Here is a 20,719-nt window from a genome sequence, read left to right as displayed (position 1 = left end):
CTCCTCAAAATTAGCGTAATACGCTCGACTTATCCCAGCTTACCGCGCGCTGAATTGATAACATTAAACGGTCCAGTACGAAGCCGATTACACCGATAGTTAATACTGCCACCATGATTCGGGCTAAGGATTCTGAACTACCGTTTTGAAACTCATCCCAGACAAACTTTCCTAAGCCAGGGTTTTGAGCAAGCATTTCTGCGGCAATAAGTACCATCCAACCAATGCCCAAAGACAAACGAAGGCCTGTGAAGATCATAGGGATTGAAGATGGCAGTACTATTTTCGTAAGGTGGGCAAAAGGCGTAAGACGCAGCACTTTGCTTACGTTGATAAGATCTTTTTCAATGTTTGACACCCCTACCGCAGTGTTAATAAGGGTTGGCCATAGGCAGCAAAGCGAGACCGTGAAGGCAGAAGTAACAAACGACTTTGAAAACGCTGGGTCATCACTGACATAAAGCGCACTTACTACCATAGTGACTAGTGGTAACCATGCTAGTGGCGAAACGGGTTTGAATAATTGAATAAGCGGGTTTATTGCCGTGTAGGCTGATTTGCTTAAACCACACAAAATACCCAATGGAACTGCAACTACTGATGCAATAAAAAACCCAACCATAACGGTGTAGAGGCTGGTCCAAATTTGATCGAAGAACGTGGGCGCACCGGTAAAGTCTCGTATCTTAGGCTTATAAGTAGGGTCTTGCGCCACACGCGCTGCATTTCGTTCTTCCTGACGTTGATAGAAAGCATCTGCCTTTTCACGCTGGGCGACATGCTCGTCTATTAAAGCACCCGCTTGTTCAAAAACTTGTGCAGGGCCTGGAAATTGGCCTAACGATGTATCGATACTTTTTGCAACGCCATTCCAAATAGCCAGAAACATCAGCAAGCCGATTACAGGCAGCAACAACGCAGGCGTGGATTGATATAAACGACTCAATAAAGAGTTTGCGTTTGACGGCGATGATGGAAGGCGAAGAATGGTTGTCATCTTGCTCATTGCTTGCTCCTGATATTTAATGTGCGCTATTGCGCTTTGAATGCCCCGTCTCACCTGAGGGTCGACGAGGCAACTTTACGAGACACTTACAGAACAGTGTCGCCTTTAAGACCAATATCAAATTGCTCTAAGTAAGCGTTAGGCTTGCTTCCATCAAACGTTACGCCATCAATAAACTCGCTCTGAGGCGGCTTATAACCTGTTTCCGTTCCAAACTCAGGGAAATCAGATGCCTTTGCTTTACCCTCAGCGATAAGCGCTTTAGCAGCTTGGGCATAAACTTCTGGCTTGTAGACCTTTTTGGCCGTTTCCTTGTACCAATCGTCAGACTTAGCTTCTGAAATTTGTCCCCAGCGGCGCATTTGTGTGAGATACCAAATTGCATCACTGTAGTACGGGTAAGTAGCGTTGTAGCGGAAGAACACATTGAAGTCTGGCACGTCACGCTTGTCGCCTTTTTCGTATTCAAAGGTGCCCGTCATGCTGTTAGCCAGTACGTCTTCGTCTGCGCCAACGTAGTTGCTTTTAGCAAGAATTTTTACTGCTTCAGGACGATTAGCATTGTCGTTTTCATCCAACCACATTGCTGCACGAATTAAGGCTTTTACCACGCGTATGTGAGTATTTGGATACTTGTCAGCCCAACCTTGGCTTACACCAAACACTTTTTCAGGGTTGTTTTTCCAGATCTCATAATCGGTAATTACAGGTACACCGATACCTTTAAACACCGCTTGCTGGTTCCATGGCTCACCTACGCAGTAGCCATAAATAGTGCCTGCTTCCATAGTCGCTGGCATTTGTGGTGGTGGCGTTACAGACAATAGTGCTTGTGCATCGATTTGGCCTGCGGTATCACCTTTATGAGGAGCGTAATAACCTGGGTGAATGCCACCTGCTGCTAGCCAATAACGCAGCTCGTAGTTGTGGGTAGAAACAGGAAATACCATGCCCATATTGAAAGGTTTACCGGCGTTGCGGTATTCATCAACAACCGGTTTAAGATAATCAGCTTTGATTGGGTGTACAGGCTTGCCATCTTCCTGTGGAATGTGCGCCTTCATTTTCTCCCAGATCTCGTTTGATACGGTAATGCCATTTCCGTTTAGGTCCATGCTAAACGCAGTAACTACATGGGATTCCGTACCAAAGCCAATAGTCGCGCCAAGTGGTTGACCTGCAAGCATGTGAGCGCCATCTAGCTGGCCATCAATAACCCGGTCTAGCAGCACTTTCCAGTTTGCTTGCGCTTCTAATGTGACGTATAGCCCTTCATCTTCGAAAAAGCCTTTTTCATACGCCACAGCAAGCGGCGCCATATCTGTTAGTTTAATAAAACCAAACTTCAGTTCTTCTTTCTCTGGCCAACCTACTGCGGGCGCTTGTGCTGAAACAGATGTTGAAAATGTTGCTACAGAAACGACAAGTGCAGCACAAACGCTCGCGCCCACCGTTCTAAAGCGTTTTAGTAATGATGTTGTCTTTAACCCAGTCATACGTGTTCCTCGTAGCCAAAAAAAAACCCACCAGCTATAGACATTTACATGTCTAGCACGGTGGGCTTCGTTGCCGTGTTAGTAACATCGGAGTAATTACTAACGCATCAAGTTGTTATTGGTAAGTCAGGAATTCCCGCTCACACACCTCATCTTAAAGGGAGGTTATAAAAAAGCTTTAGCTTAATAAAACCATCTTTTCTTATTATTATCATTTGCCATAATTGCTGGAGAAGTTGGAGCTTCCTTACCGTTCTCCACTGATTCCTATTAGTTTTTCTTATTCACACTATGGAAAATGTTGTGCATTACACGATGCCTAAGCAGTCGTGTCGCATTCGCAGCCTTGTACGGCAACGTTGTTTTGCACGTATGTATTTGCAGCCAACGTGCCAAGAATTTAACCATATGATTCTTAAAGAAATACTGAAAAATATAGCTAGGCACTTACAAACTAAAGAAAGGTTTTGTGCACCAAAACGGGGGAGGTGTTCAACCATGGTGCGAGCAAACAAGCACCACGATTGAGTATATTTAAACGTATAAACACGCCCAACACGAATGATAGACGCTTTGATCTATAGACGTTTAGTGAACTGTCCGATAGCGTTCACTACTTCATTTGCTCCACTTTGAATTTCACCCATCGCGTTACCTGATTGTGTTGAATATTCAAGTGCATCTCGGGCTTTTTCCTGTCCTGCTTCAATAAGCTGAACGGCATTTTCAGTAAGTTTTCTGTTCTCTACAACAACGTTGACTATCTCTTCCGTAGCGCTACTTGTTCGTGAAGCCAATTGCCTTACTTCATCGGCAACAACAGCAAACCCTCGACCTTGGTCACCTGCGCGAGCGGCTTCGATAGCGGCGTTAAGCGCGAGCAAATTGGTTTGATCAGCAATTCCACTGATACTTTGTACCAAATCGGCAACTTTTTGTGATTGCTCATCGAGGTCTTTGATGCCTTCGCTCGCATTGCCCATTTGAGTGGTGAGCTCATTCATTGCTTTCACTGTGGCATTAAGCACTTCATTACCTTTGCGGGCTTGCTCTCCTGTCTCTTGCGAGATATTAAATGCCACATTAGCCGCTTCAGAAATTGCAAACTCACGCTGCATTTGCTCAGTAATGACGGTGGCAAACTTAACGACTTTATAAAGGTTTCCGTCTTCATTTCTAATTGGGTTATACGACGCTTCTAACCAAACTTCGTTGCCCCGGCTATCTATTCGCTTAAACCTACCTGATTCTAATTTCCCTTCAGCTAAGTCCCGCCAGAAATGTTTATATTCTTCTGAATTAGCTTCTTGTTCGGTACAAAACATTCTGTGATGCTTACCTTCTATCTGCTCTAGGGAGTACCCCATACCTTTAAGAAAGTTGTCATTCGCTGTTATTATCGTTCCATCTAAATTGAACTCAATCACAGCAGATGAGCGGTGGAGCGCAGCAATCATATCGCGCAGTTCGTTGCTAAAAGTGATGTTTCGCGTTTGTTCTGCCATGTAGAAGGCGATATATTTTACGTTACCGTTCGCGTCATCAACGGGCTGCACAATACCGCGTACCCACATTTCTTGACCTTTCGCATCTAAAAAACTGACTGCTCCATGCCAATGACGATGCGTTTTAATCGCACCGAGCATATCCTGTCCAGCAGGTTTTCTAAGCGCACTTTGGCTCATCAATCTCTCTAGAGACTTTCCCTCTAATTCACCTATTGAGTAACCAGTTGCCTGAGAACACAAGTCGTTGATAGCATTAACCCTACCGTCAGGGTTTAATTCTATATAAAGCATCTCTTCGCGCAGCTCCTCCTGAACTGTTTGATATGCCTCAATCTCCTTTTTCAAACGTGAGTTTTCAGCTATTACCTCTTTATTTTTGAAAAACATCCTCTGCTCCTGATGAACTAAGCGCGCTTATTCGTCAGCCTGTAACCCTTCGGCGATGCAGCACATTTGAAATAGTACGTGCTCCGTCACTCGCAATTACGGTTAGTATCAGGAACGATAAGCTAATTTTTTTCGGTTTTGATTAAAGATAGCAGAGGAAATCGAGATTATTAGGGATCAACAAAAATAAAAGCATTAATATTTGTTGGTCAATGAAAGATCTTACCCTGTGAACCAGAACAAGCAAACTCTGGGATTGCTCAGCCTCTCTTTACGGAAGTGATGTATATACGCAGCGATTAAGACAATACGACGATTGGCAATTTTTCGTCAATCTAAAAGCTTTTTATGCTCTGATAAATTCCATGTTTAAGCTGGTAGTTCGCGATCAAATAAGCGTGGTCTCTAGTAAAGAAAATGGTCAACACAACCAAGTCATTAGAATGGCGATGCGTTCTTATCTCGCTGCGCCCAAAGCTGTCGTGCTTGCGATAAGGCATCTGCAACATCACAACTTTGTAGAAGCACTAGATAGCTGGCAAGTGTGCTTAAAATAGCCTGTTCACCGTAAAGGCTGTTCGCTTCACCCTTCCACACGTCGAGCATATCGTCTACGTTCATATCTTTGTCTTTTAGCGCCCACTTGTCAGCAACCACCGGCATTATTACTTCGTCAGTTTTACCATTACGGGTAATGAAAAGTTCGGTTTCTCGTTCTCCGTTAACCTCGGGGTCGCCACCATCGCCGCGAAAACAAAGGGCGTTTATTGACGGGTAATTTTCATTAACGCGACAATGCTTATGGTCAAGGTGCATGTGGTAAACCCCCTGCACACAAAATTCTGCGCTGGTGGGGTTCAATAGCCTGGCTAGGGTGTTGGCACAAGAGCGTAGCCCAAACACTTCGCGTAGCTTGATGATGGTATCCAGCGAAGGTAATAAGTAAGATAAATCGAGATAGGTTACGCTTTTATCAGCAAGCTGCTGGTTTGCCTCAGCGATACTGGTGACTTCAGGTAGTCCCAACTTTGGCAATGCTATACTTGCATAAAGACGACCCGAACCGGGTTCATGGGCACCGTGAAGCATAATGGAATAACCGTTTTTGGCTAGTACGGCTACGGCCAGTAAGTACCAAGGAAGCTGACGACGTTTTCCTGCATAACACCCAATATCTAACGTTGGGCTAAGTGTCTTAACCTCTGGCTCAATCAATTCTCGACATGCATCAACAAAACCAATTACTTCTTCTGGTGTTTCTTCACGGGTGCGAAGTAACATAAGAAATGCGCCCCGTTGATCGCCGGTCACTTCATTGGCCAATACCATTTTCATGGCATGATAAGCTTCATCACGGGTGAGGCTACGCCCCCCTTTTTGACCCTTACCAATAATTTTTATGTATTCGCTAAATGGTTGCTGCATGCTCGGATGAATGTAGTAGAAGTGTATTTACCTGTTGACGAGACTCTACCACCTTTCCAAATATAAGTAACGTAGGCCCCGTTAAATTTGCTGCTTCTACCTTGCTATGAATATCGGCAAGCACGCCAGTGATTACGCGCTGTTGAGGCGAAGTGGCATTTTCAATTGCCGCTACTGGCCATGTCGTTGGCACGTTGTGATGAATCAAGCCTTTGCATAGCCCTTCAAGTCGGCTTAGCCCCATATAAACCACCATGGTTTGCTTCAATACATTTTGCGCCATGGGTGCCATTTCTGGCCATTGATCCACGTCCTTAAAATGTGCGGTCATAAAGCTCACCGACTGAGCACAACGCCTGTCGGTTAAAGGGATCCCCGTATAGGCTGACACACCCGATGCTGCCGTAATACCAGGAACAATAGCAAAAGGAATGTTGGCTTTTGTGAGTGCATCGGTTTCTTCGCAGGTTCTTGCAAATAGGGCTGGGTCACCGCCTTTTAGTCGCACCACGGTATGACCCAAACTGGCAAGTTCAACCACCCGTTTGCAGATAGCGTCCTGGGTAAAACTATGTTTTTTACAGCGCTTGCCTACGTATTCTTTCGCTACACTAGATGGAATAAGCGAAAGAATATCTTCGCTTACAAGTGCATCAAACAGTACCACATCGGCTTGCTGTAAAAGGCGAAGCGCTTTCAAGGTAAGTAACTCGGCGTCGCCAGGACCTGCGCCTACAATAAATACTTGGCCCTGCTGCTGACGCTCATCGCCAAGGTTTGTTGTATTCAGCCACCTGTCTAGGTACGAATACTTAGTCAAGGGTTTGAAATTGCCAGAACGCTGGCGAGTAGTCGAAGTCTTAGCCACATTGGCATCGCGATAAAAAAGATTAAACAAAGGTTTCTGCTGTTTGAATAAGGTGCGCAAAAACGGTAAAGACCAACTAGATGCAATTGACATAATTTAACGCTCCTAAACAGATTGGGTTTCTATAACTAAATGCTTGTCTATAAGCTCAGACAAGGCGGGCTTGCAAGAACCACAGTTAGTGCCGCATTTTAACTGCTTACCAAGTTCGCTTACCGATGAACAGCCTATGGTGATCGCATCTGTAATCGTCTTTTCACGCACTTCAAAACAGCTGCAAACTACATCGCCATTTAAAAACGCTTCATCCACTTGGCCTCGTAATAAATTGCGTTGTGACTCAGTGGAAATCGCCGTATTTAATAGGCTGGCAAGCCACGCATTCGGAACTGACCAAGTGCTTTTTGTCTGTGCCGCCACATGAGCCGAGCCTGTTTTTTCTGGCTCATCGCCCAGAAATGCGGCGAAGCACAGTAGGTCATCGACAAGCGCAAGGCATACTGAAAAAGTGTGATGGTGAAACTGTAATAGCACCGCGTTTTGCGGTAGCCGTGGTATCAAGCTTTGTGTAAATTCACGACGGCTTTTGTTCGAAGCTACGTTTAACACCGATAGTGCATCTTCAGAACTACTTCCGCTTGATGTAGCGCCTTCGGCCTCAAGCGGTGTTTTATTCCAGTAATCACATTCTTTCTTTAGCGTATCGTGATTATCAATACTGGGATTATCGATGCTGGGATTATCGATGTTTGTTTTGGAGTCGTGTGACGACTGTATCTTTGATGATAAAAAAAGTTTCCCATACGTAGCGTAACGTACAGGTGCAATAGCCACTGCAGCGTGTTTTAGTTCGGGCTGCCCTGAAATCGGGTCTACCGCGCTCGCGTAAAGTGCACCTAGCTTACTGTGAGAACCCCATTGCGCCGACCAGTGTATGGGTATAAACACTTCTTTTTTGCGCATGTCCGCATCTGTTTTTACCGGATAGATAGCTGGGGCGTCTTGACACACCGCACTTGTCAAAGAAACGAGGTCATTATTTGCAACACCTAACTCAGCAGCGTCTTTTGGGTTTATGTAGACAGAGGCGCTCGGCATATGGGCGAGTAACTTTGCGGCTTTACCCGTGCGCGTCATGGTATGCCATTGATCTCGAGCTCGACCGCTGTTAACGACAAAAGGGTATGCATCTGAAGTAACCTGCAGTGGAGCTTTATAGGTTACGGGAATCAGTTTAGCCTTACCGCTAGGCGTCGAAAACTGCTTATCTTCAAAAGGACGCTTACTGATAAGGTTGGGCTTAGTGTTTGCGTTAAGCTTGGTACCGGATGAGGGAGTATTCAAAACCGCGCTCTGAAAAGGCCACTGGATAGGTGATAGAGCGTTGTACTGCGCTTCACTTAGCATTTGCAAAGGTGTTAAGTCTAACTGGCGTTTGCCATTATTGTGATAGCCAGTTAAGCCAGCGTATTCGCAGAATATTTGCGACGGATGAGTAAAGCTAAATGCCTCGCCAAAACCCATTTTAGCCGCCACGTCGCACATAATTTGCCAATCGTGTTTTGAATTTCCAGGCGGGTGCAATATGCCCCGCTGACGTGATATACGGCGCTCTGAATTCGTCACTGTGCCGTCTTTTTCTGACCATCCCGAGGCAGGAAGGGCAATGTGGGCGTAGTTAAGCGTATCATTCGATTCAACAATATCAGACACTACGACCATCTCGCACTTTGAAAGTGCGCGCTCAACTTGGCCTCGGTTGGGCATACTGACAACAGGGTTAGTCCCCATTATCCAAACGAATTTAACCTTTCCACTTTCTATTGCGTTAAAGAGGTCTACAGCTTTAAGCCCCTGCCCTTTGGGCATAACGGGTGCGTCCCAGTAGGTTTTTACTGCTTCGATATGCTCTGGGTTTTCTAAATCCATGTGGGCAGCTAGCATGTTAGCTAGCCCGCCTACTTCACGCCCCCCCATGGCATTAGGCTGACCTGTGATGGAAAACGGACCACAACCGTCTTTGGCAATCAAGTCTGTAGCTAGGTGGCAGTTAATAATGGCTTGGGCTTTATCTACGCCAGCGGAAGACTGATTAACGCCCATAGAATAAAAAGTAATGGCGCTAGATGCTTCACAGAATGCGTCGAAAAAAGCCTTAACCTTGGTTTTTTCTATATCGCATACGCTAGCCACGTCATCCAGCGTTAAGCCACTTGCACTTTCAAGCGCTTCATCAAGCCCCTCGGCATAGGTTTCGACGGTGGTTCTATCTATTCTACCTTGTGCGTTTGCATAGCTAAGTAAGCCATTAAACAGCGCAACGTCGCTACCTGGTTTTATAGGAAGATGTAAGTCGGCTATCGTACAGGTTTCGGTTTTGCGCGGGTCGACAACGATGACCTTCATATTTGGATTTTTAAGCTTTGCTCGCTGAATGCGCTGAAAAAGCACAGGATGGGCCCACGCCGTATTACTTCCCGTAATTACCAATAAATCTGTACACTCTAAGTCGGTGTAATCGCAAGGCACCACGTCTTCACCAAAGGCGCGCTTATAAGCAGCTACCGCTGATGACATGCAAAGTCGAGAGTTGGTATCGATATTGGCACTGCCGATATAACCTTTCATAAGCTTATTGGCAATGTAGTAGTCTTCAGTAAGAAGCTGGCCTGATACATAAAAAGCAACGGCATCCGCGCCATACTGCGCAATGGTAGAGGTGATCTTATCCGCAATCACATCGGTGGCCGTGTCCCAATCCACCGATTGACCTGCTATGGCTGGGTGAAGCAAACGCCCATTTAGGTCGTTTGTTTCAAGCAGGTTTGTTCCTTTAACACACAATCTTCCATAATTGGCGGGATGCTCTGGCGTGCCTTTAACAGTGTCCAGGGTTGTGGCACGCTTGCTTACGTTGCAACTGATATCTACACCACACCCTACGCCGCAGTATGGGCATGTTGTTTGTCTTAATTGTTCAGACATCATTTCGGGTTGTCGTGTAGCCATATTCATTTCATTACCTTTTTCGATTTCGAAGTAATTGAATGCGTTTTTGCAAGAAGACTCTATTCATGTGGGCGTTCAAATAAAGACAGTTTGTTAAACGCCGACAAAAACCTTTTCGCCCTCTACCTTCACAGGATAAGCCGTGACGAATACATCATCGCGTTCTTTACACAGCCCGGTTTTCAAAAAGTAATGCTCTTTGTACAACGGCGAAGCGACAACTGGCGCACCGCCTATCGACCCCAAAAGCCCGCGATAAAGTACGTTTGCTTTACCAATAGGGTCGTAGTTACTAATGGCGAAAACCTTTGTTTCGCCCTTTATTTTCAAGCAGAAAAGCGCTACTTGCTGTGAGTCAACAAGGGCGCAAACGCCGCTGTTTGTCACTAGGTCCTTCGTCTCACAAACAAGGTGCCATTGCACTGCCTGTTCCGACGCTATTACGTTTTGCGCAGCTGTCATAATTTGTATCTCCTAACAAGGTTGATAAGCCAGTGGCTACACCATTAATTTTGTGAACTACACCATAGAGACGGGAATAAACTGATCTTTCCCTGCTACTTTTTCAGCTTCAGTAGCTGGACGAACCTGCCCCCGCTCTGAAACAAACTGAATATTGGTGTCGCTGGCACTACTGTTTACAAATTGACGGAAACGCTTACGCGACTCAGGGTTTTCAATGGTGGTTTTCCATTCGCACTGATAAGCATCAACCACAGCATCCATCTGTGCTTCAAGCTCACCATTAATGCCAAGAGCATCGTTTATCACAACGTCTTGCAAGTAAGCTAACCCACCTTCTAAGTTGTCCATCCACACCGATGTGCGCTGTAGGCGATCAGCCGTTTTCACGTAAAACATCAGCACGCGGTCGATGTACTTAATAAGGGTTTCGGTATCTAGGTCGGTGGCAAACAGGTCTGCATGTCGAGGCTTCATGCCGCCATTCCCGCAAACATACAGGTTCCAGCCTTGCTCGGTAGCAATAACACCAATGTCTTTGCTTTGGGCTTCTGCGCACTCACGGGTACACCCCGAGACGGCAAATTTAATTTTGTGCGGCGCACGTAAGCCTTTGTAACGATTCTCTAAGTCAATGGCAGTGCCCACAGAGTCCTGTACACCGTAGCGGCACCAGGTGCTGCCCACACACGATTTCACAGTACGCAGTGCCTTGGCGTAAGCGTGGCCGGTTTCAAAACCGCCAGCGACGAGTTTTTCCCAGATATCAGGTAAGTGCTCTACGCGCGCTCCAAATAAATCAATGCGCTGACCACCCGTGATCTTGGTGTACAGGTTGTATTCTTTTGCCACTTCACCTAACAGAATCAACTTCTCAGGCGTTATTTCGCCACCAGGTACACGCGGTACAACGGAATACGTGCCATCTTTTTGCATGTTGCCAAGGTAGATATCGTTGGTGTCTTGCAGAGGAAGATGTGAAGCCTTAAGAATGTAATCGTTATACACCGAGGCTAAAATTGAGCCCACAGCGGGCTTACAAATTTCACAACCTAAACCTTCACCATGCTGTTCAAGTAGTTCGTCGAAGGTGCGAATGCCGTTAACTTTAACAATGTGAAACAGTTCTTGTCGGGTGTAATTAAAGTGCTCACAAATCGCTTTTGATACTTCAACACCGCGCTTTTCAAGCTCGCTATCTACTACGTTTTTAAGTAGTGCGGCACAGCCTCCACAACCAGTACTGGCTTTAGTTTCACCTTTTACATCGCCAACGCTGCAACAGCCACCTTCAATAGCTGAAACAATGTCGCCCTTAGTCACGTTTAGGCATGAACAAATAGAGGCTGTGTCTGGAAGTGCATCGGCACCTAATGCTGGTGCAGCATCAGAAGATGGCAAAATCAGGCTTTCTGGGTGTTCAGGTAATTCGATGCTGTTAAGCGCATATTGTAATAGCGTGTCGTAGTCGCTGGTATCGCCAACGAGTACAGCACCAAGCACGTACTTTTGCTCGCTATCTACCACCAGCTTTTTGTACACGCCTTCTGGCTGATTTAAATAAGTGTAGCTAAGCGCACCGGCTGTGCGTTCATGAGCATCGCCAATTGAGCCCACTTCCACACCCATTAGCTTGAGTTTGGTACTCATATCTGCGCCAGCGAACTCGGCATCGCCGCCGGTGATATGACTTACAGCCGTGCGCGCCATGGTATAGCCAGGTGCTACCAGGCCAAAGATTTTGTTATCCCACAGTGCACATTCGCCCACCGCGTAAATATTAGGGTCAGAGGTCACGCAGTGATTATCAATGACGATACCGCCGCGCTCACCTAGTGTTAGCGCTGATTTTCTACCGAGCTGATCGGAAGGTCGAATACCAGCAGAAAATAAAATCATGTCAGTTTCTAGCGCAGTGCCGTCTGCAAATACCATTTTATAGCGGCAGGTATCACCAGCTTCGATAGTTTGGGTTGCTTTTTGGGTATGAACGGTTACGCCTAAATCTTCAATTTTGTCTTTAAGCACTGTCCCACCGGCTTGGTCTAGCTGCACTGCCATTAGCTGTGGTGCGAATTCAACCACGTGAGTATCTAGCCCAGCTTGCTTTAAGGCATTCGCCGCTTCTAAACCTAGAAGACCGCCGCCAACGACAACGCCTACCTTGCTCACCGCTGCTGACGCTTCAATAGCGAGTAGATCGTCTATGGTTCGGTACACTAAGCAATGTTCTTGGTCGTTCCCGGGAATGGGAGGCACGAATGGATAAGAACCAGTGGCAAGAACCAGCTTATCGTAGCTAAACACCTGCCCTTCAGAAGTCGTCACTTTATTATGGTCACGGTCTATATCCGTCACCAAGGCATTGGTGACTACGTTTACGCCCCATTCGGCGTACTGAGCGGGTGTAGTAAGCGCTAGGTCATCAGCACTAGCGCCACTAAAAAATGATGACAGATAAACGCGGTCGTATGCGAGGCGAGACTCGCCGCATAAAACGGTTATTTCTACATTGGCATCGCTTTGGTGAAGCTGCTCAACAAAATGATGCCCCACCATGCCGTTGCCTACGACGACAATTTGCGTTTTTGAGTCCAATGAAGTCATGGTATTCCCCTTTTTTCGGGACAAAAAAAAGCCCGCTTCAACTTTCGTTGATGCGGGCTTCGTTGCCTATTTTGCCAACGGTTTAGGTCGGCTAACACATTTTACGGAGTGTTATAAATCACACAATTTTCAGCGATTGACACAAATCACCAAAACACACTTTACGTTTATAGCTATCCAAGTTCAGTGCCAAAACCGTAAACAATTGTTTTTATTTGATTTACTAAAAAATAAGCATTATTCAGACTTCACAACTGCACCAAACAAACGCAAAACTGTGTTTACTTGGTGCATTAAGGCTTTCAAATAACTTAGGCCAGCTTATCCGTCGCTACGCGGTAGCGAGGGTCTTCAACTACATTAATTTCAACAAACTTATCGGCCTTGCGAAGCAGTGAGCGACACTCATCACTGATATGGCGAATGTGTAGCTTTTTACCCTGCTCTTCGTATTTGTCAGCAAGGGTATCTAGCGCATCGATACCTGATGAATCCCAAATGCGAGAGTCTTTAAAATCGATAACTACATCATTAGGGTCGTTAGCGATATCAAACAGGTCTTTGAAATGCGATACCGAGCCAAAGAAAAGCGGGCCGTCTAGCTCATAGACTTTCCAACCGTCGTTATCGATATGCGATTTCGCTTCAATATGACGAGCGTGTTTCCATGCAAACACAAGGGCAGAAACGATAACACCGACAACCACCGCAATGGCAAGGTCAGCAATAACGGTAACGCCTGTCACTAAAAATAGTACAAAGGCATCTTCTTTGTTTACGCCGCGAATAATTCTGAATGAGGCCCACTCGAAGGTAGCGATAACTACGACGAACATTACGCCAACAAGAGCAGCAAGCGGGATCATTTCAATAAGCGGTGCTGCAAATAGAATGAAGCCCAATAGTACAAGTGCGGCAGTAATACCGGATAAGCGACCACGGCCGCCAGAGTTTATATTGATCATACTTTGACCAATCATGGCACAACCACCCATACCGCCAAAGAAACCGTTAACGGTATTTGCAACGCCTTGGCCAACACACTCTTTATTACCGCGACCACGGGTATCGGTCATTTCATCAATTAATGAAAGAGTAAGAAGCGATTCAATAAGACCGACCAAGCAAAGAATCACTGAGGTTGGTAGTACTATCATGAAGGTTTCCCAGGTGAACGGCACCATAGGAATAGCAAAGCTAGGAAGCTCACCCGCTAGCGTTGCAGTATCACGCTGGTCAGCCGGTAACAGGTCACGAACAAAGTCGATTACCGTACGTGCTTCTAAGTCGAGGCCGTGTACTAATGCTGTTACCGTAACAATCGCTACTAGCGACGCAGGAACAGCTTTGGTTAGCTTAGGCAGTAAATAGATAATGGCCATGGTTAACGCCACGAGCCCTAGCATCCAGTACAGCAGCGTACCTTCCATCCACTGCAATTCTCCAGCAGCGTTAGTAACTTTAAACTGGCCTAATTGCGCCAAGAAAATAACGATTGCAAGACCGTTTACAAAGCCAAGCATTACCGGGTATGGCACTAGACGAATAAACTTTCCTAGCTTGAATATACCGCACATAATTTGCAGTAAGCCGGCTAAAATAACCGCGGCGAATAGATATTGCACGCCGTGCTGGGCAACCAGCGCCACCATTACAACGGCCATAGCGCCAGTAGCACCAGAAATCATTCCTGGACGGCCACCAATAGCCGAAGTGATCAAGCCCATCATGAAGGCCGCGTATAGACCAATCATTGGTTCTACGCCGGCTACAAATGCAAATGCGACGGCTTCAGGGACCAGGGCTAGTGCCACTGTAATACCTGATAGCACGTCGTTCTTAACGTTGCTGTCTTTACTGGTAATTAAATCGAACATGTTCTCTCAGAAGCTAAGATGTTAAACACAACAACCCACCGTGGCGTAAACCGCGTGATAGCAGTACACCAAGTAGGCAGGATGATTTTTCGGCGATTCTACCACCATTGTAGCTTAAAATCTTTTAATAGATTGTTACTGACGCACGAACACAGTTCAGAGGGGGCAGCGGCAAGACAACAAAAGCAAAAGCCATTTAGTTTCTTGTTAACGCCGCTTCTTGGTTTAGTTTCAGATGCGCTAAATTTTGGGGCCTTTGCTGACAAAAGGCATCTTACGTGGCATCGTATTGCAGTATTTTATTAACCTAGCCCATCGTTGCGCTTAGCTCTTAGCAGGAGCCCGTAGCATTAGCTCGTATTATTGGCCCGCTACTTCGCGCTAAGTTGCACTTAATGATGTGGCAATGATGTAAGGCATAGGTCTTATTTAACGAGGAGTTTACGTGGTACCTTATATTCTTACCATTTTGTGCGTGCTAGTTGCAGGCGCTATTCATTGGATGTCGCCAAAGGCTTATTGGAAAGCCACCATTATGTCTACCGCCGTTATCTTACTATTTTCTGTTGCGGCTCTGTTTATCTTCAAGGCTTCTGGAATGCTGGTAAGCGAACATACCGGGGAAAATGCAGACTTCTCAGGACAGATGCTTACCATTACTACTATGATTGCCTTCTTCGGCTTCTTGATTTCTCTCTTTGTCGGTTGGTTTCTCCGCGTGGTTCGAAACTAGCTTATAAAATTAAATACAACTATCTACAGGCGGGTTGCACCACTAATGTGCAATGCCGCTTACAATTTCCCTTAAGCTGCCTGTCATTCTTAACTCTTTAAATTGCAATTAACTCTGCTTAACACCTGTAAAAGTCACGCCTGTTAAGCATTCGGCGCATTACTTCCCCATCCAGGCTTTGCCTAACTCCATTCTGATAAACAGGGCATAAGTGTTGCTTAATTCAACGTGCTTTAATGCAATACTTCGCAAAAAAACTATCAATAAAAAAGCGAATTGCGTAAACCAACATTTAGCAGGGCCTCTTATGCTACACGAACTTGAACAAACCATTGCACTTTGTAGCGATGCGACCAAACGTTTTTTGCTGGCCGCAAAACACGCAGAAATCACTGTGTTAGAACAGCTTTCTAGTAACTGTCGTATTGTTATTGCGGTTCGTGAGCTTATACATGAACTGCAAAAAGAGCGCGGAGCCAGCAATATCTTTCTTGCGTCTAAAGCCGAGCGCTACAAAGCTGAGCGAATGCAGTATGTCAGTGCTAGTGAACAAGCAGAGTCAATGCTAAAGAGTCATTTGAAATCTCTTTACTTAACTGATGAGATTACTTCAGGCAACCCACGTTTATTGAGCAGTATCACGCTTGCCATGCAGGCTACTGACTACCTACCTCGCTTAAGAGAACAAGTCAGTAAACAACAGTTAACGCCACTGGAATCAACACGAGCCTACAGCCGCTTAGTGGCAAGTTTACTTACTGTCATTTTTGAAGCAGCAGACATAGCAAGCGACCCAACCATTACCCGTTTGCTGGTTGCTTTGTTCAACTTCATGCAGGCCAAAGAGTATGCTGGGCAAGAACGTGCGTGGGGTGCAATTGGTTTTGCAGAAACCCATTTCGACGCGCGTCTATGTGAAAAGCTTGCTGCGCTTCAGCAAGCCCAAGAACATCACTTCAATATATTCTGTGAATTTACCTGTAAGCCGCATAAGGACGCATTGGATGCTTTAAATAAAAGCCCAGCGGCAATAGATATTACCCAGCTTAGAAATATGATTGCACAACTAAGTGACGGCAGCCCTATTGCCGGTGAAATATCAGAAGTTTGGTTTGATGTTGCGACCCGTCGTATAGATGCAATGCAGGATATCGAAGTGGCACTGACCGAAGCCTTAACACAGCAAGCTAACAGTAAAGTTGCCAATGCAAAAAATGAAATGGCCAATCATCAACAGTTGCTCACGCGCTTTAACGATGAGCACGCCAATGATGGCTCGCCGCTCACCTTACTGTTTGACCCCAGCATGCCCGGCTTAGCAGAAGATACAAAAGACGACGAGATTAAAACGCTGTCACTCGATGAGCAGACTAAAACCTTATCGGCCCACCGCTCTTTTTACGACTTACTGCGTTCACAAGCCCAGCATATAGAAGACATGGGGCGAGAGCTTGAAGAGGCTAAACGTGCAATTCAAGATCAGAAGCTGATAAGCCGAGCAAAGCTGGTAGTCATGGAACAATTTGGACTAAGCGAAAACAACGCGTATCGCCGACTACAAAAACAAGCTATGAGCGAAAATACGACCATAGCGTCTATTTCCGCTAAAATCGTTGATATTGCATCGAAAAACTCGGCCAGAAGATAAATTCCGGCTCGTACTAATTCAACCGTATAATGCAGCGCTATCTAATATGACAATCATTACACTATAATTCCAGCATAACGCTACCTATTTACTTAAGTGCGAATACTTGCTCAACTGGAATGGCAAAATATTCGGCAATTTTTAGAGCAATAACTACCGATGGTGTAAAGCGTCCGGTTTCTACTGTGCTAATAGTCTTCCTGGAAACACCAATAGCGTCAGCTAATTCTTGCTGAGATATTTTGTGTTGCAATCGTAGCTTGTGAATGTGGTTATCTAAATCTTCATTCATCTAGGTCTTCCTCACGCAGCTTCCATAAAATGGATGTTCCATGCGCAGCCGCGGCTACACCGAGCAAGACTTGAAGAGCATTGGTGATCTCAAAGGGGGCCATGAGATCTACAAACCATCTGCTGTCGCCCCAAAAAGCAAGAACCAACGCACCAAATAACATGATGTGACAGGTAATGCGCAAGCTAAACGAACTGACATAGTCCACATACTCATCGTTAAATTTCAGTGTCCAATAACCCAAACGCGATATATTTTTTGTGAATTTCATCGTTTTAACTGATAAAACAACGCAGTAAATCGCACTTGCCGCTGCTATCAGATCTAGTAGTAAGTTAACCACTGAGCCAGTGTCGTTGACCACAGCCAACGCAGCCTTACTTAGTACAATAAGAGCAAGGCAAATACTAACTTTTCCAGTTATTGTTAAATACTCTTGCTCCGTCTCTGGTGTTACTAAAATTGATGTTGCCATTTTTAAATTCCTTATTATTAACGGCGCATTGATGCCGTATAAAGCTCACTGCGTTTTAGTGTCTCGTTTGATACCTAAACGGATCATATGTAACCCATAGGTATCAATAATAACCAAAGGTTACACAAGTGCAAGTTTTTTGTGCAACTCAAGTGTTACGCGTTTACTGTGACAGCGCTCTTTCGTAACTTTATGGATGATAGGTACAAAGGAAATACCGAGATAAAATGGTTATTGAGTAATGCTTTGCTGCTGGTATAAAAGCAGAAGAACAACGAATTGTTGTGAAGAAGAATGTTTATTATGGCTTTGATTAACTAAAATATAGTCTCAAACATTGCGTGCCGATTCTTACAAGTACGTACTGTTTTCCAGTTATTTCTGAACTGTCAGCGAAGGCCAAACAGTAAGCCAATTCTTAGAAGCAAGTCGCTGTTTAAAAACATCAGGTCTTGGATATTTTGGGTTAATACTTATGATGCCGACGAAGTTTGCTTCCAAACCAAATGGCGCGAGTATGTCTAAATCATCGTTGGCTAAAAGACGAACCGCAACACAGGTTTCTCGTTCTATCCAATAAGAAATAGCGTCGTGGCAATTTTGATAGGGAGCATGTCCGTGAGACAAATGCATACGTGCTTGGTTTTTCACCTGCCAATTAGCTTGGGGCATTATTTGGGTTAACTGGCGTTCAATGGCCTTTTCTTGGGTTTTTATTTCTGATTTAGCGTCTGCAGTTATTAATGAGTGTTCTTGTTGTTGAAATGCTGGTTCTGTTGAAGTCTGGGCTATTACAACATTCTTAGACGCTGTGACTTCATTACTAAAGTAAATCACATCAATATCGTTAAGCGGCGTTGGTTTAACCCTTTCGTGCAAATCATCCCATATAGCATTTCGCACAAATCCTGCACCTATGTGGCCTTGTGGTAAATCGAGCGACCGCAAGGCATGAAGGCAATCCATTCTGAAAGGATCACGCTTGATAATATCACCAAGCCGTTTAGGTTCTTGCACGCTTAACCTTTGTCTTTAATACGCAGCTTTCGCTTCCACTTAATCACGTAAAAGCAAAATGCAGCCATGCTTCCGCCAGCAAACCAGCCTGCGATAATATCACTAGGCCAGTGTACACCCAGTAAGACACGGCTAAGGCCAATGCAAAATACCAGCAGAGTAGTCGCAAGGTATATCCATACTCGTACCCGCGTACTTTGCGTTAAATGTGTAAGCAAATGAGCTACATAAAAGTAAACCAAGGTTGATAGCGTGGCGTGAGCCGAAGGAAAACTTTGGGTATACACATCAACATGTTGCATGTTCAGCGATGGACGCGGCCTGTCGATCCCCGCTTTAAGTAGAAAAGTCATCGCAATTCCCGCCGCAACGGCAATGATAAAGGTAACAGCCTTTTTCTTCTCTCCCGCCATACCCAAAGCACCAGCGACTGCTGCCACAACAAAAACTAGCACCGTATTACTACCTAGCGCTGTGGCATCCCTAAGCACGTCACGCTCCCACCCCGACACATTGCCTAGCTCGCTAATTGTGTTAAACAATGCTTTATCAAATGACGTTAAAACGCCCATGTAGACAAACAGCATCATTAACAAAAAGCCTGTTCCAAGTAGTAAAACCTGAATAGCGGGTGTTTTTATCATGCTTAGATAATCGGCGATGGCGCCATTTTTTGTCTTTTTACTGCTTGTCATGTTTCTACTTCCATTTAGTACGATTGAGGGTACTACTTATCGTGCTTGCTGCCGCCTAAACAGTTAGGCGATGCTAGCGCCTCTCCACCTCTCGCTTCCCACTCGGCCGGTGTATACGTGTGAAGCGCCAAAGCGTGAACAGGCCCTTGAAGCGCTTCTGCCGCAAGCCCGTTAATTTCCCTGTGCCTTGCTATTAAACGTTTACCTTCAAAGGCGTCGCTCACAACGGTAACTTTAAAGTGACTCTGCGCACCGTCTGGCACATTGTGCATGAAGCTTTCATCTACCACCTCGAGATAACTAGGGCTAAGTGCCGCTTCAATCGTAGTTTCTAGAAACGCTTTTACTTGCATTTGGCTTACCTTGCTCTTTGAATAAGATGTCGAAATGTAAGATTAATTCTACCACCGATAGGCTTAGCCGTCTTTGCAATACCGTGCACATAATGGCTTTGTGTCGCGCCTGCCATAATCAATACGCTACCGTGTTCAAGTACCTGCGTATGCTTTTCCTTTGTTTCTTTATGCTTAAAAACAAAGGGTCTTGCCTCACCTAGGGTAACTGATGCAATCACGGGGTTGATTCCTAACTCGGGTTCATCATCTGAATGAAAGCTCATACTGTCTTGCCCATCGCGATACCAGTTGGCTAGCACGCTGTTGAACCTTGCTTTGTACTGTGACGCGCACGATTTTTCACACAGTTGCTCACAGCGCGCTTTAATGTCTGCAAGACTTTCCGTCCAAGGGTTCGGTGACATGGTTAAATTTGAATAGGTGTAAGTACATTCGGGATCGCCGTGCCAGCTTTGAAGCCGAGGAATTTTTACCGGCTTGCCAAACAGCCTAATCGTATCCTGACGCCAGGGTAACTCTTCTTGCAGTTTTGCAAAAAAGGTATCTGCAGTAGCCTGCGATAGCGCGTTAGAAAAGTAAGTGACATCACCTTCAACTAACGGGAGCTTATAAGACGTGCGCTTGTCTTCAGGCGTGTCGAACAGAGAAAATTGCATGTGTAAGTGAGAGACTTCCTTTGGTATTAAATACTCGCTATCTAGATAGCGGTTGACGGTGCCAATGCCCCCTTTAGAGCTTGTGTAATTACACCTTATTTTCAATGAGTACGCATGCTTTTCCAGTGCGGATTGCTCTGTCATCGTTAAATATCGTACTTCATACAAGGTGCATCCAATACCGAAGAATAACGGGTTATTC

Annotated in this window: 17 protein-coding genes; 2 read left to right on the top strand and 15 right to left on the bottom strand. The window is 45.4% G+C overall.

Annotated elements, in window-relative coordinates; genetic code table 11:
* Positions 1–10: 10 nt before the first annotated feature.
* The 9 genes from ACXAGK_RS01395 to ACXAGK_RS01355 all read right to left on the bottom strand — a co-directional run bounded on the left by ACXAGK_RS01395 (position 11) and on the right by ACXAGK_RS01355 (position 14,645).
* The gene (locus ACXAGK_RS01395; protein WP_474853610.1) at positions 11–1,006 is read right to left on the bottom strand and encodes an ABC transporter permease; all 996 of its coding nucleotides are present in this window, start codon (positions 1,004–1,006) and stop codon (positions 11–13) included.
* An 86-nt stretch (positions 1,007–1,092) separates the two neighbouring features.
* Positions 1,093–2,502 carry a CmpA/NrtA family ABC transporter substrate-binding protein gene (locus ACXAGK_RS01390; RefSeq protein ID WP_474853608.1) on the bottom strand — a complete coding sequence of 470 codons (1,410 nt, stop codon included), beginning with the start codon at positions 2,500–2,502 and terminating at the stop codon, positions 1,093–1,095.
* Between the two features lie 578 nt (positions 2,503–3,080).
* On the bottom strand, positions 3,081–4,397 hold the full coding sequence (locus ACXAGK_RS01385; RefSeq protein WP_474853606.1) for a methyl-accepting chemotaxis protein: 1,317 nt from the start codon (positions 4,395–4,397) through the stop codon (positions 3,081–3,083).
* A gap of 438 nt (positions 4,398–4,835) precedes the next feature.
* Positions 4,836–5,822, bottom strand: a complete 987-nt coding sequence (locus tag ACXAGK_RS01380; RefSeq protein WP_474853605.1) for a glycosyl transferase family protein — start codon at positions 5,820–5,822, stop codon at positions 4,836–4,838.
* Positions 5,806–6,783: a uroporphyrinogen-III C-methyltransferase gene (cobA, locus tag ACXAGK_RS01375; protein ID WP_474853603.1), complete on the bottom strand. Its 978-nt coding sequence runs from the start codon at positions 6,781–6,783 to the stop codon at positions 5,806–5,808. Before cobA ends, ACXAGK_RS01380 begins: the two co-directional genes overlap by 17 nt.
* Before the next feature lie 12 nt (positions 6,784–6,795).
* Positions 6,796–9,705, bottom strand: coding sequence for a nitrate reductase (locus ACXAGK_RS01370; RefSeq protein ID WP_474853602.1), 2,910 nt, complete (start codon positions 9,703–9,705; stop codon positions 6,796–6,798).
* Positions 9,706–9,792: 87 nt separating this feature from the next.
* Positions 9,793–10,161 carry a nitrite reductase small subunit NirD gene (gene nirD / locus ACXAGK_RS01365; protein WP_474853600.1) on the bottom strand — a complete coding sequence of 123 codons (369 nt, stop codon included), beginning with the start codon at positions 10,159–10,161 and terminating at the stop codon, positions 9,793–9,795.
* A 57-nt stretch (positions 10,162–10,218) separates the two neighbouring features.
* A complete protein-coding gene (gene nirB, locus ACXAGK_RS01360; protein WP_474853598.1) occupies positions 10,219–12,768 on the bottom strand; it encodes a nitrite reductase large subunit NirB in 2,550 nt (849 codons plus the stop codon).
* A gap of 311 nt (positions 12,769–13,079) precedes the next feature.
* Positions 13,080–14,645 carry a SulP family inorganic anion transporter gene (locus ACXAGK_RS01355; protein WP_474853596.1) on the bottom strand — a complete coding sequence of 522 codons (1,566 nt, stop codon included), beginning with the start codon at positions 14,643–14,645 and terminating at the stop codon, positions 13,080–13,082.
* Positions 14,646–15,090: 445 nt separating this feature from the next.
* Here ACXAGK_RS01355 and ACXAGK_RS01350 point away from each other — a divergent pair, with 445 nt between their 5' ends.
* Complete coding sequence (locus ACXAGK_RS01350; RefSeq protein WP_014948232.1) at positions 15,091–15,378, top strand: hypothetical protein; 288 nt, start codon at positions 15,091–15,093, stop codon at positions 15,376–15,378.
* A 307-nt stretch (positions 15,379–15,685) separates the two neighbouring features.
* On the top strand, positions 15,686–17,026 hold the full coding sequence (locus tag ACXAGK_RS01345) for a nitrate- and nitrite sensing domain-containing protein (RefSeq protein WP_474853595.1): 1,341 nt from the start codon (positions 15,686–15,688) through the stop codon (positions 17,024–17,026).
* 88 nt (positions 17,027–17,114) lie between these two features.
* On the opposite strand, the gene ACXAGK_RS01340 is transcribed toward ACXAGK_RS01345, so the two are convergent.
* From ACXAGK_RS01340 to ACXAGK_RS01315, 6 genes are all read right to left on the bottom strand, one after another.
* Positions 17,115–17,318: a helix-turn-helix transcriptional regulator gene (locus ACXAGK_RS01340; protein WP_014948230.1), complete on the bottom strand. Its 204-nt coding sequence runs from the start codon at positions 17,316–17,318 to the stop codon at positions 17,115–17,117.
* A complete protein-coding gene (locus ACXAGK_RS01335; RefSeq protein ID WP_474853593.1) occupies positions 17,311–17,793 on the bottom strand; it encodes a hypothetical protein in 483 nt (160 codons plus the stop codon). The genes ACXAGK_RS01340 and ACXAGK_RS01335 overlap by 8 nt, the downstream gene beginning before the upstream one ends.
* A 375-nt stretch (positions 17,794–18,168) precedes the next feature.
* Complete coding sequence (locus tag ACXAGK_RS01330; RefSeq protein WP_474853591.1) at positions 18,169–18,810, bottom strand: nucleotidyltransferase family protein; 642 nt, start codon at positions 18,808–18,810, stop codon at positions 18,169–18,171.
* Positions 18,811–18,812: 2 nt separating this feature from the next.
* Complete coding sequence (locus ACXAGK_RS01325) at positions 18,813–19,505, bottom strand: phosphatase PAP2 family protein (RefSeq protein WP_474853589.1); 693 nt, start codon at positions 19,503–19,505, stop codon at positions 18,813–18,815.
* Positions 19,506–19,537: 32 nt separating this feature from the next.
* Positions 19,538–19,858, bottom strand: a complete 321-nt coding sequence (locus ACXAGK_RS01320) for a BolA family protein (protein WP_474808771.1) — start codon at positions 19,856–19,858, stop codon at positions 19,538–19,540.
* A gap of 5 nt (positions 19,859–19,863) precedes the next feature.
* Positions 19,864–20,517, bottom strand: coding sequence for an alpha-ketoglutarate-dependent dioxygenase AlkB family protein (locus tag ACXAGK_RS01315; protein WP_474854459.1), 654 nt, complete (start codon positions 20,515–20,517; stop codon positions 19,864–19,866).
* Between the last annotated feature and the right edge of the window lie 202 nt (positions 20,518–20,719).

The sequence above is a fragment of the Alteromonas sp. ABM1_013 genome, assembly GCF_056160505.1.
This window is presented reverse-complemented; position numbering and strand designations above follow the sequence as displayed.

Bases quoted from the DNA above. Each gene is read 5' to 3' on its own strand.
- ACXAGK_RS01395 (WP_474853610.1), bottom strand. From the start codon at position 1,006: ATGAGCAAGATGACAACCATTCTTCGCCTTCCATCATCGCCGTCAAAC.
- ACXAGK_RS01390 (WP_474853608.1), bottom strand. From the start codon at position 2,502: ATGACTGGGTTAAAGACAACATCATTACTAAAACGCTTTAGAACGGTG.
- ACXAGK_RS01385 (WP_474853606.1), bottom strand. From the start codon at position 4,397: ATGTTTTTCAAAAATAAAGAGGTAATAGCTGAAAACTCACGTTTGAAA.
- ACXAGK_RS01380 (WP_474853605.1), bottom strand. From the start codon at position 5,822: ATGCAGCAACCATTTAGCGAATACATAAAAATTATTGGTAAGGGTCAA.
- cobA (WP_474853603.1), bottom strand. From the start codon at position 6,783: ATGTCAATTGCATCTAGTTGGTCTTTACCGTTTTTGCGCACCTTATTC.
- ACXAGK_RS01370 (WP_474853602.1), bottom strand. From the start codon at position 9,705: ATGAATATGGCTACACGACAACCCGAAATGATGTCTGAACAATTAAGA.
- nirD (WP_474853600.1), bottom strand. From the start codon at position 10,161: ATGACAGCTGCGCAAAACGTAATAGCGTCGGAACAGGCAGTGCAATGG.
- nirB (WP_474853598.1), bottom strand. From the start codon at position 12,768: ATGACTTCATTGGACTCAAAAACGCAAATTGTCGTCGTAGGCAACGGC.
- ACXAGK_RS01355 (WP_474853596.1), bottom strand. From the start codon at position 14,645: ATGTTCGATTTAATTACCAGTAAAGACAGCAACGTTAAGAACGACGTG.
- ACXAGK_RS01345 (WP_474853595.1), top strand. From the start codon at position 15,686: ATGCTACACGAACTTGAACAAACCATTGCACTTTGTAGCGATGCGACC.
- ACXAGK_RS01340 (WP_014948230.1), bottom strand. From the start codon at position 17,318: ATGAATGAAGATTTAGATAACCACATTCACAAGCTACGATTGCAACAC.
- ACXAGK_RS01335 (WP_474853593.1), bottom strand. From the start codon at position 17,793: ATGGCAACATCAATTTTAGTAACACCAGAGACGGAGCAAGAGTATTTA.
- ACXAGK_RS01325 (WP_474853589.1), bottom strand. From the start codon at position 19,505: ATGACAAGCAGTAAAAAGACAAAAAATGGCGCCATCGCCGATTATCTA.
- ACXAGK_RS01320 (WP_474808771.1), bottom strand. From the start codon at position 19,858: ATGCAAGTAAAAGCGTTTCTAGAAACTACGATTGAAGCGGCACTTAGC.
- ACXAGK_RS01315 (WP_474854459.1), bottom strand. From the start codon at position 20,517: ATGCAATTTTCTCTGTTCGACACGCCTGAAGACAAGCGCACGTCTTAT.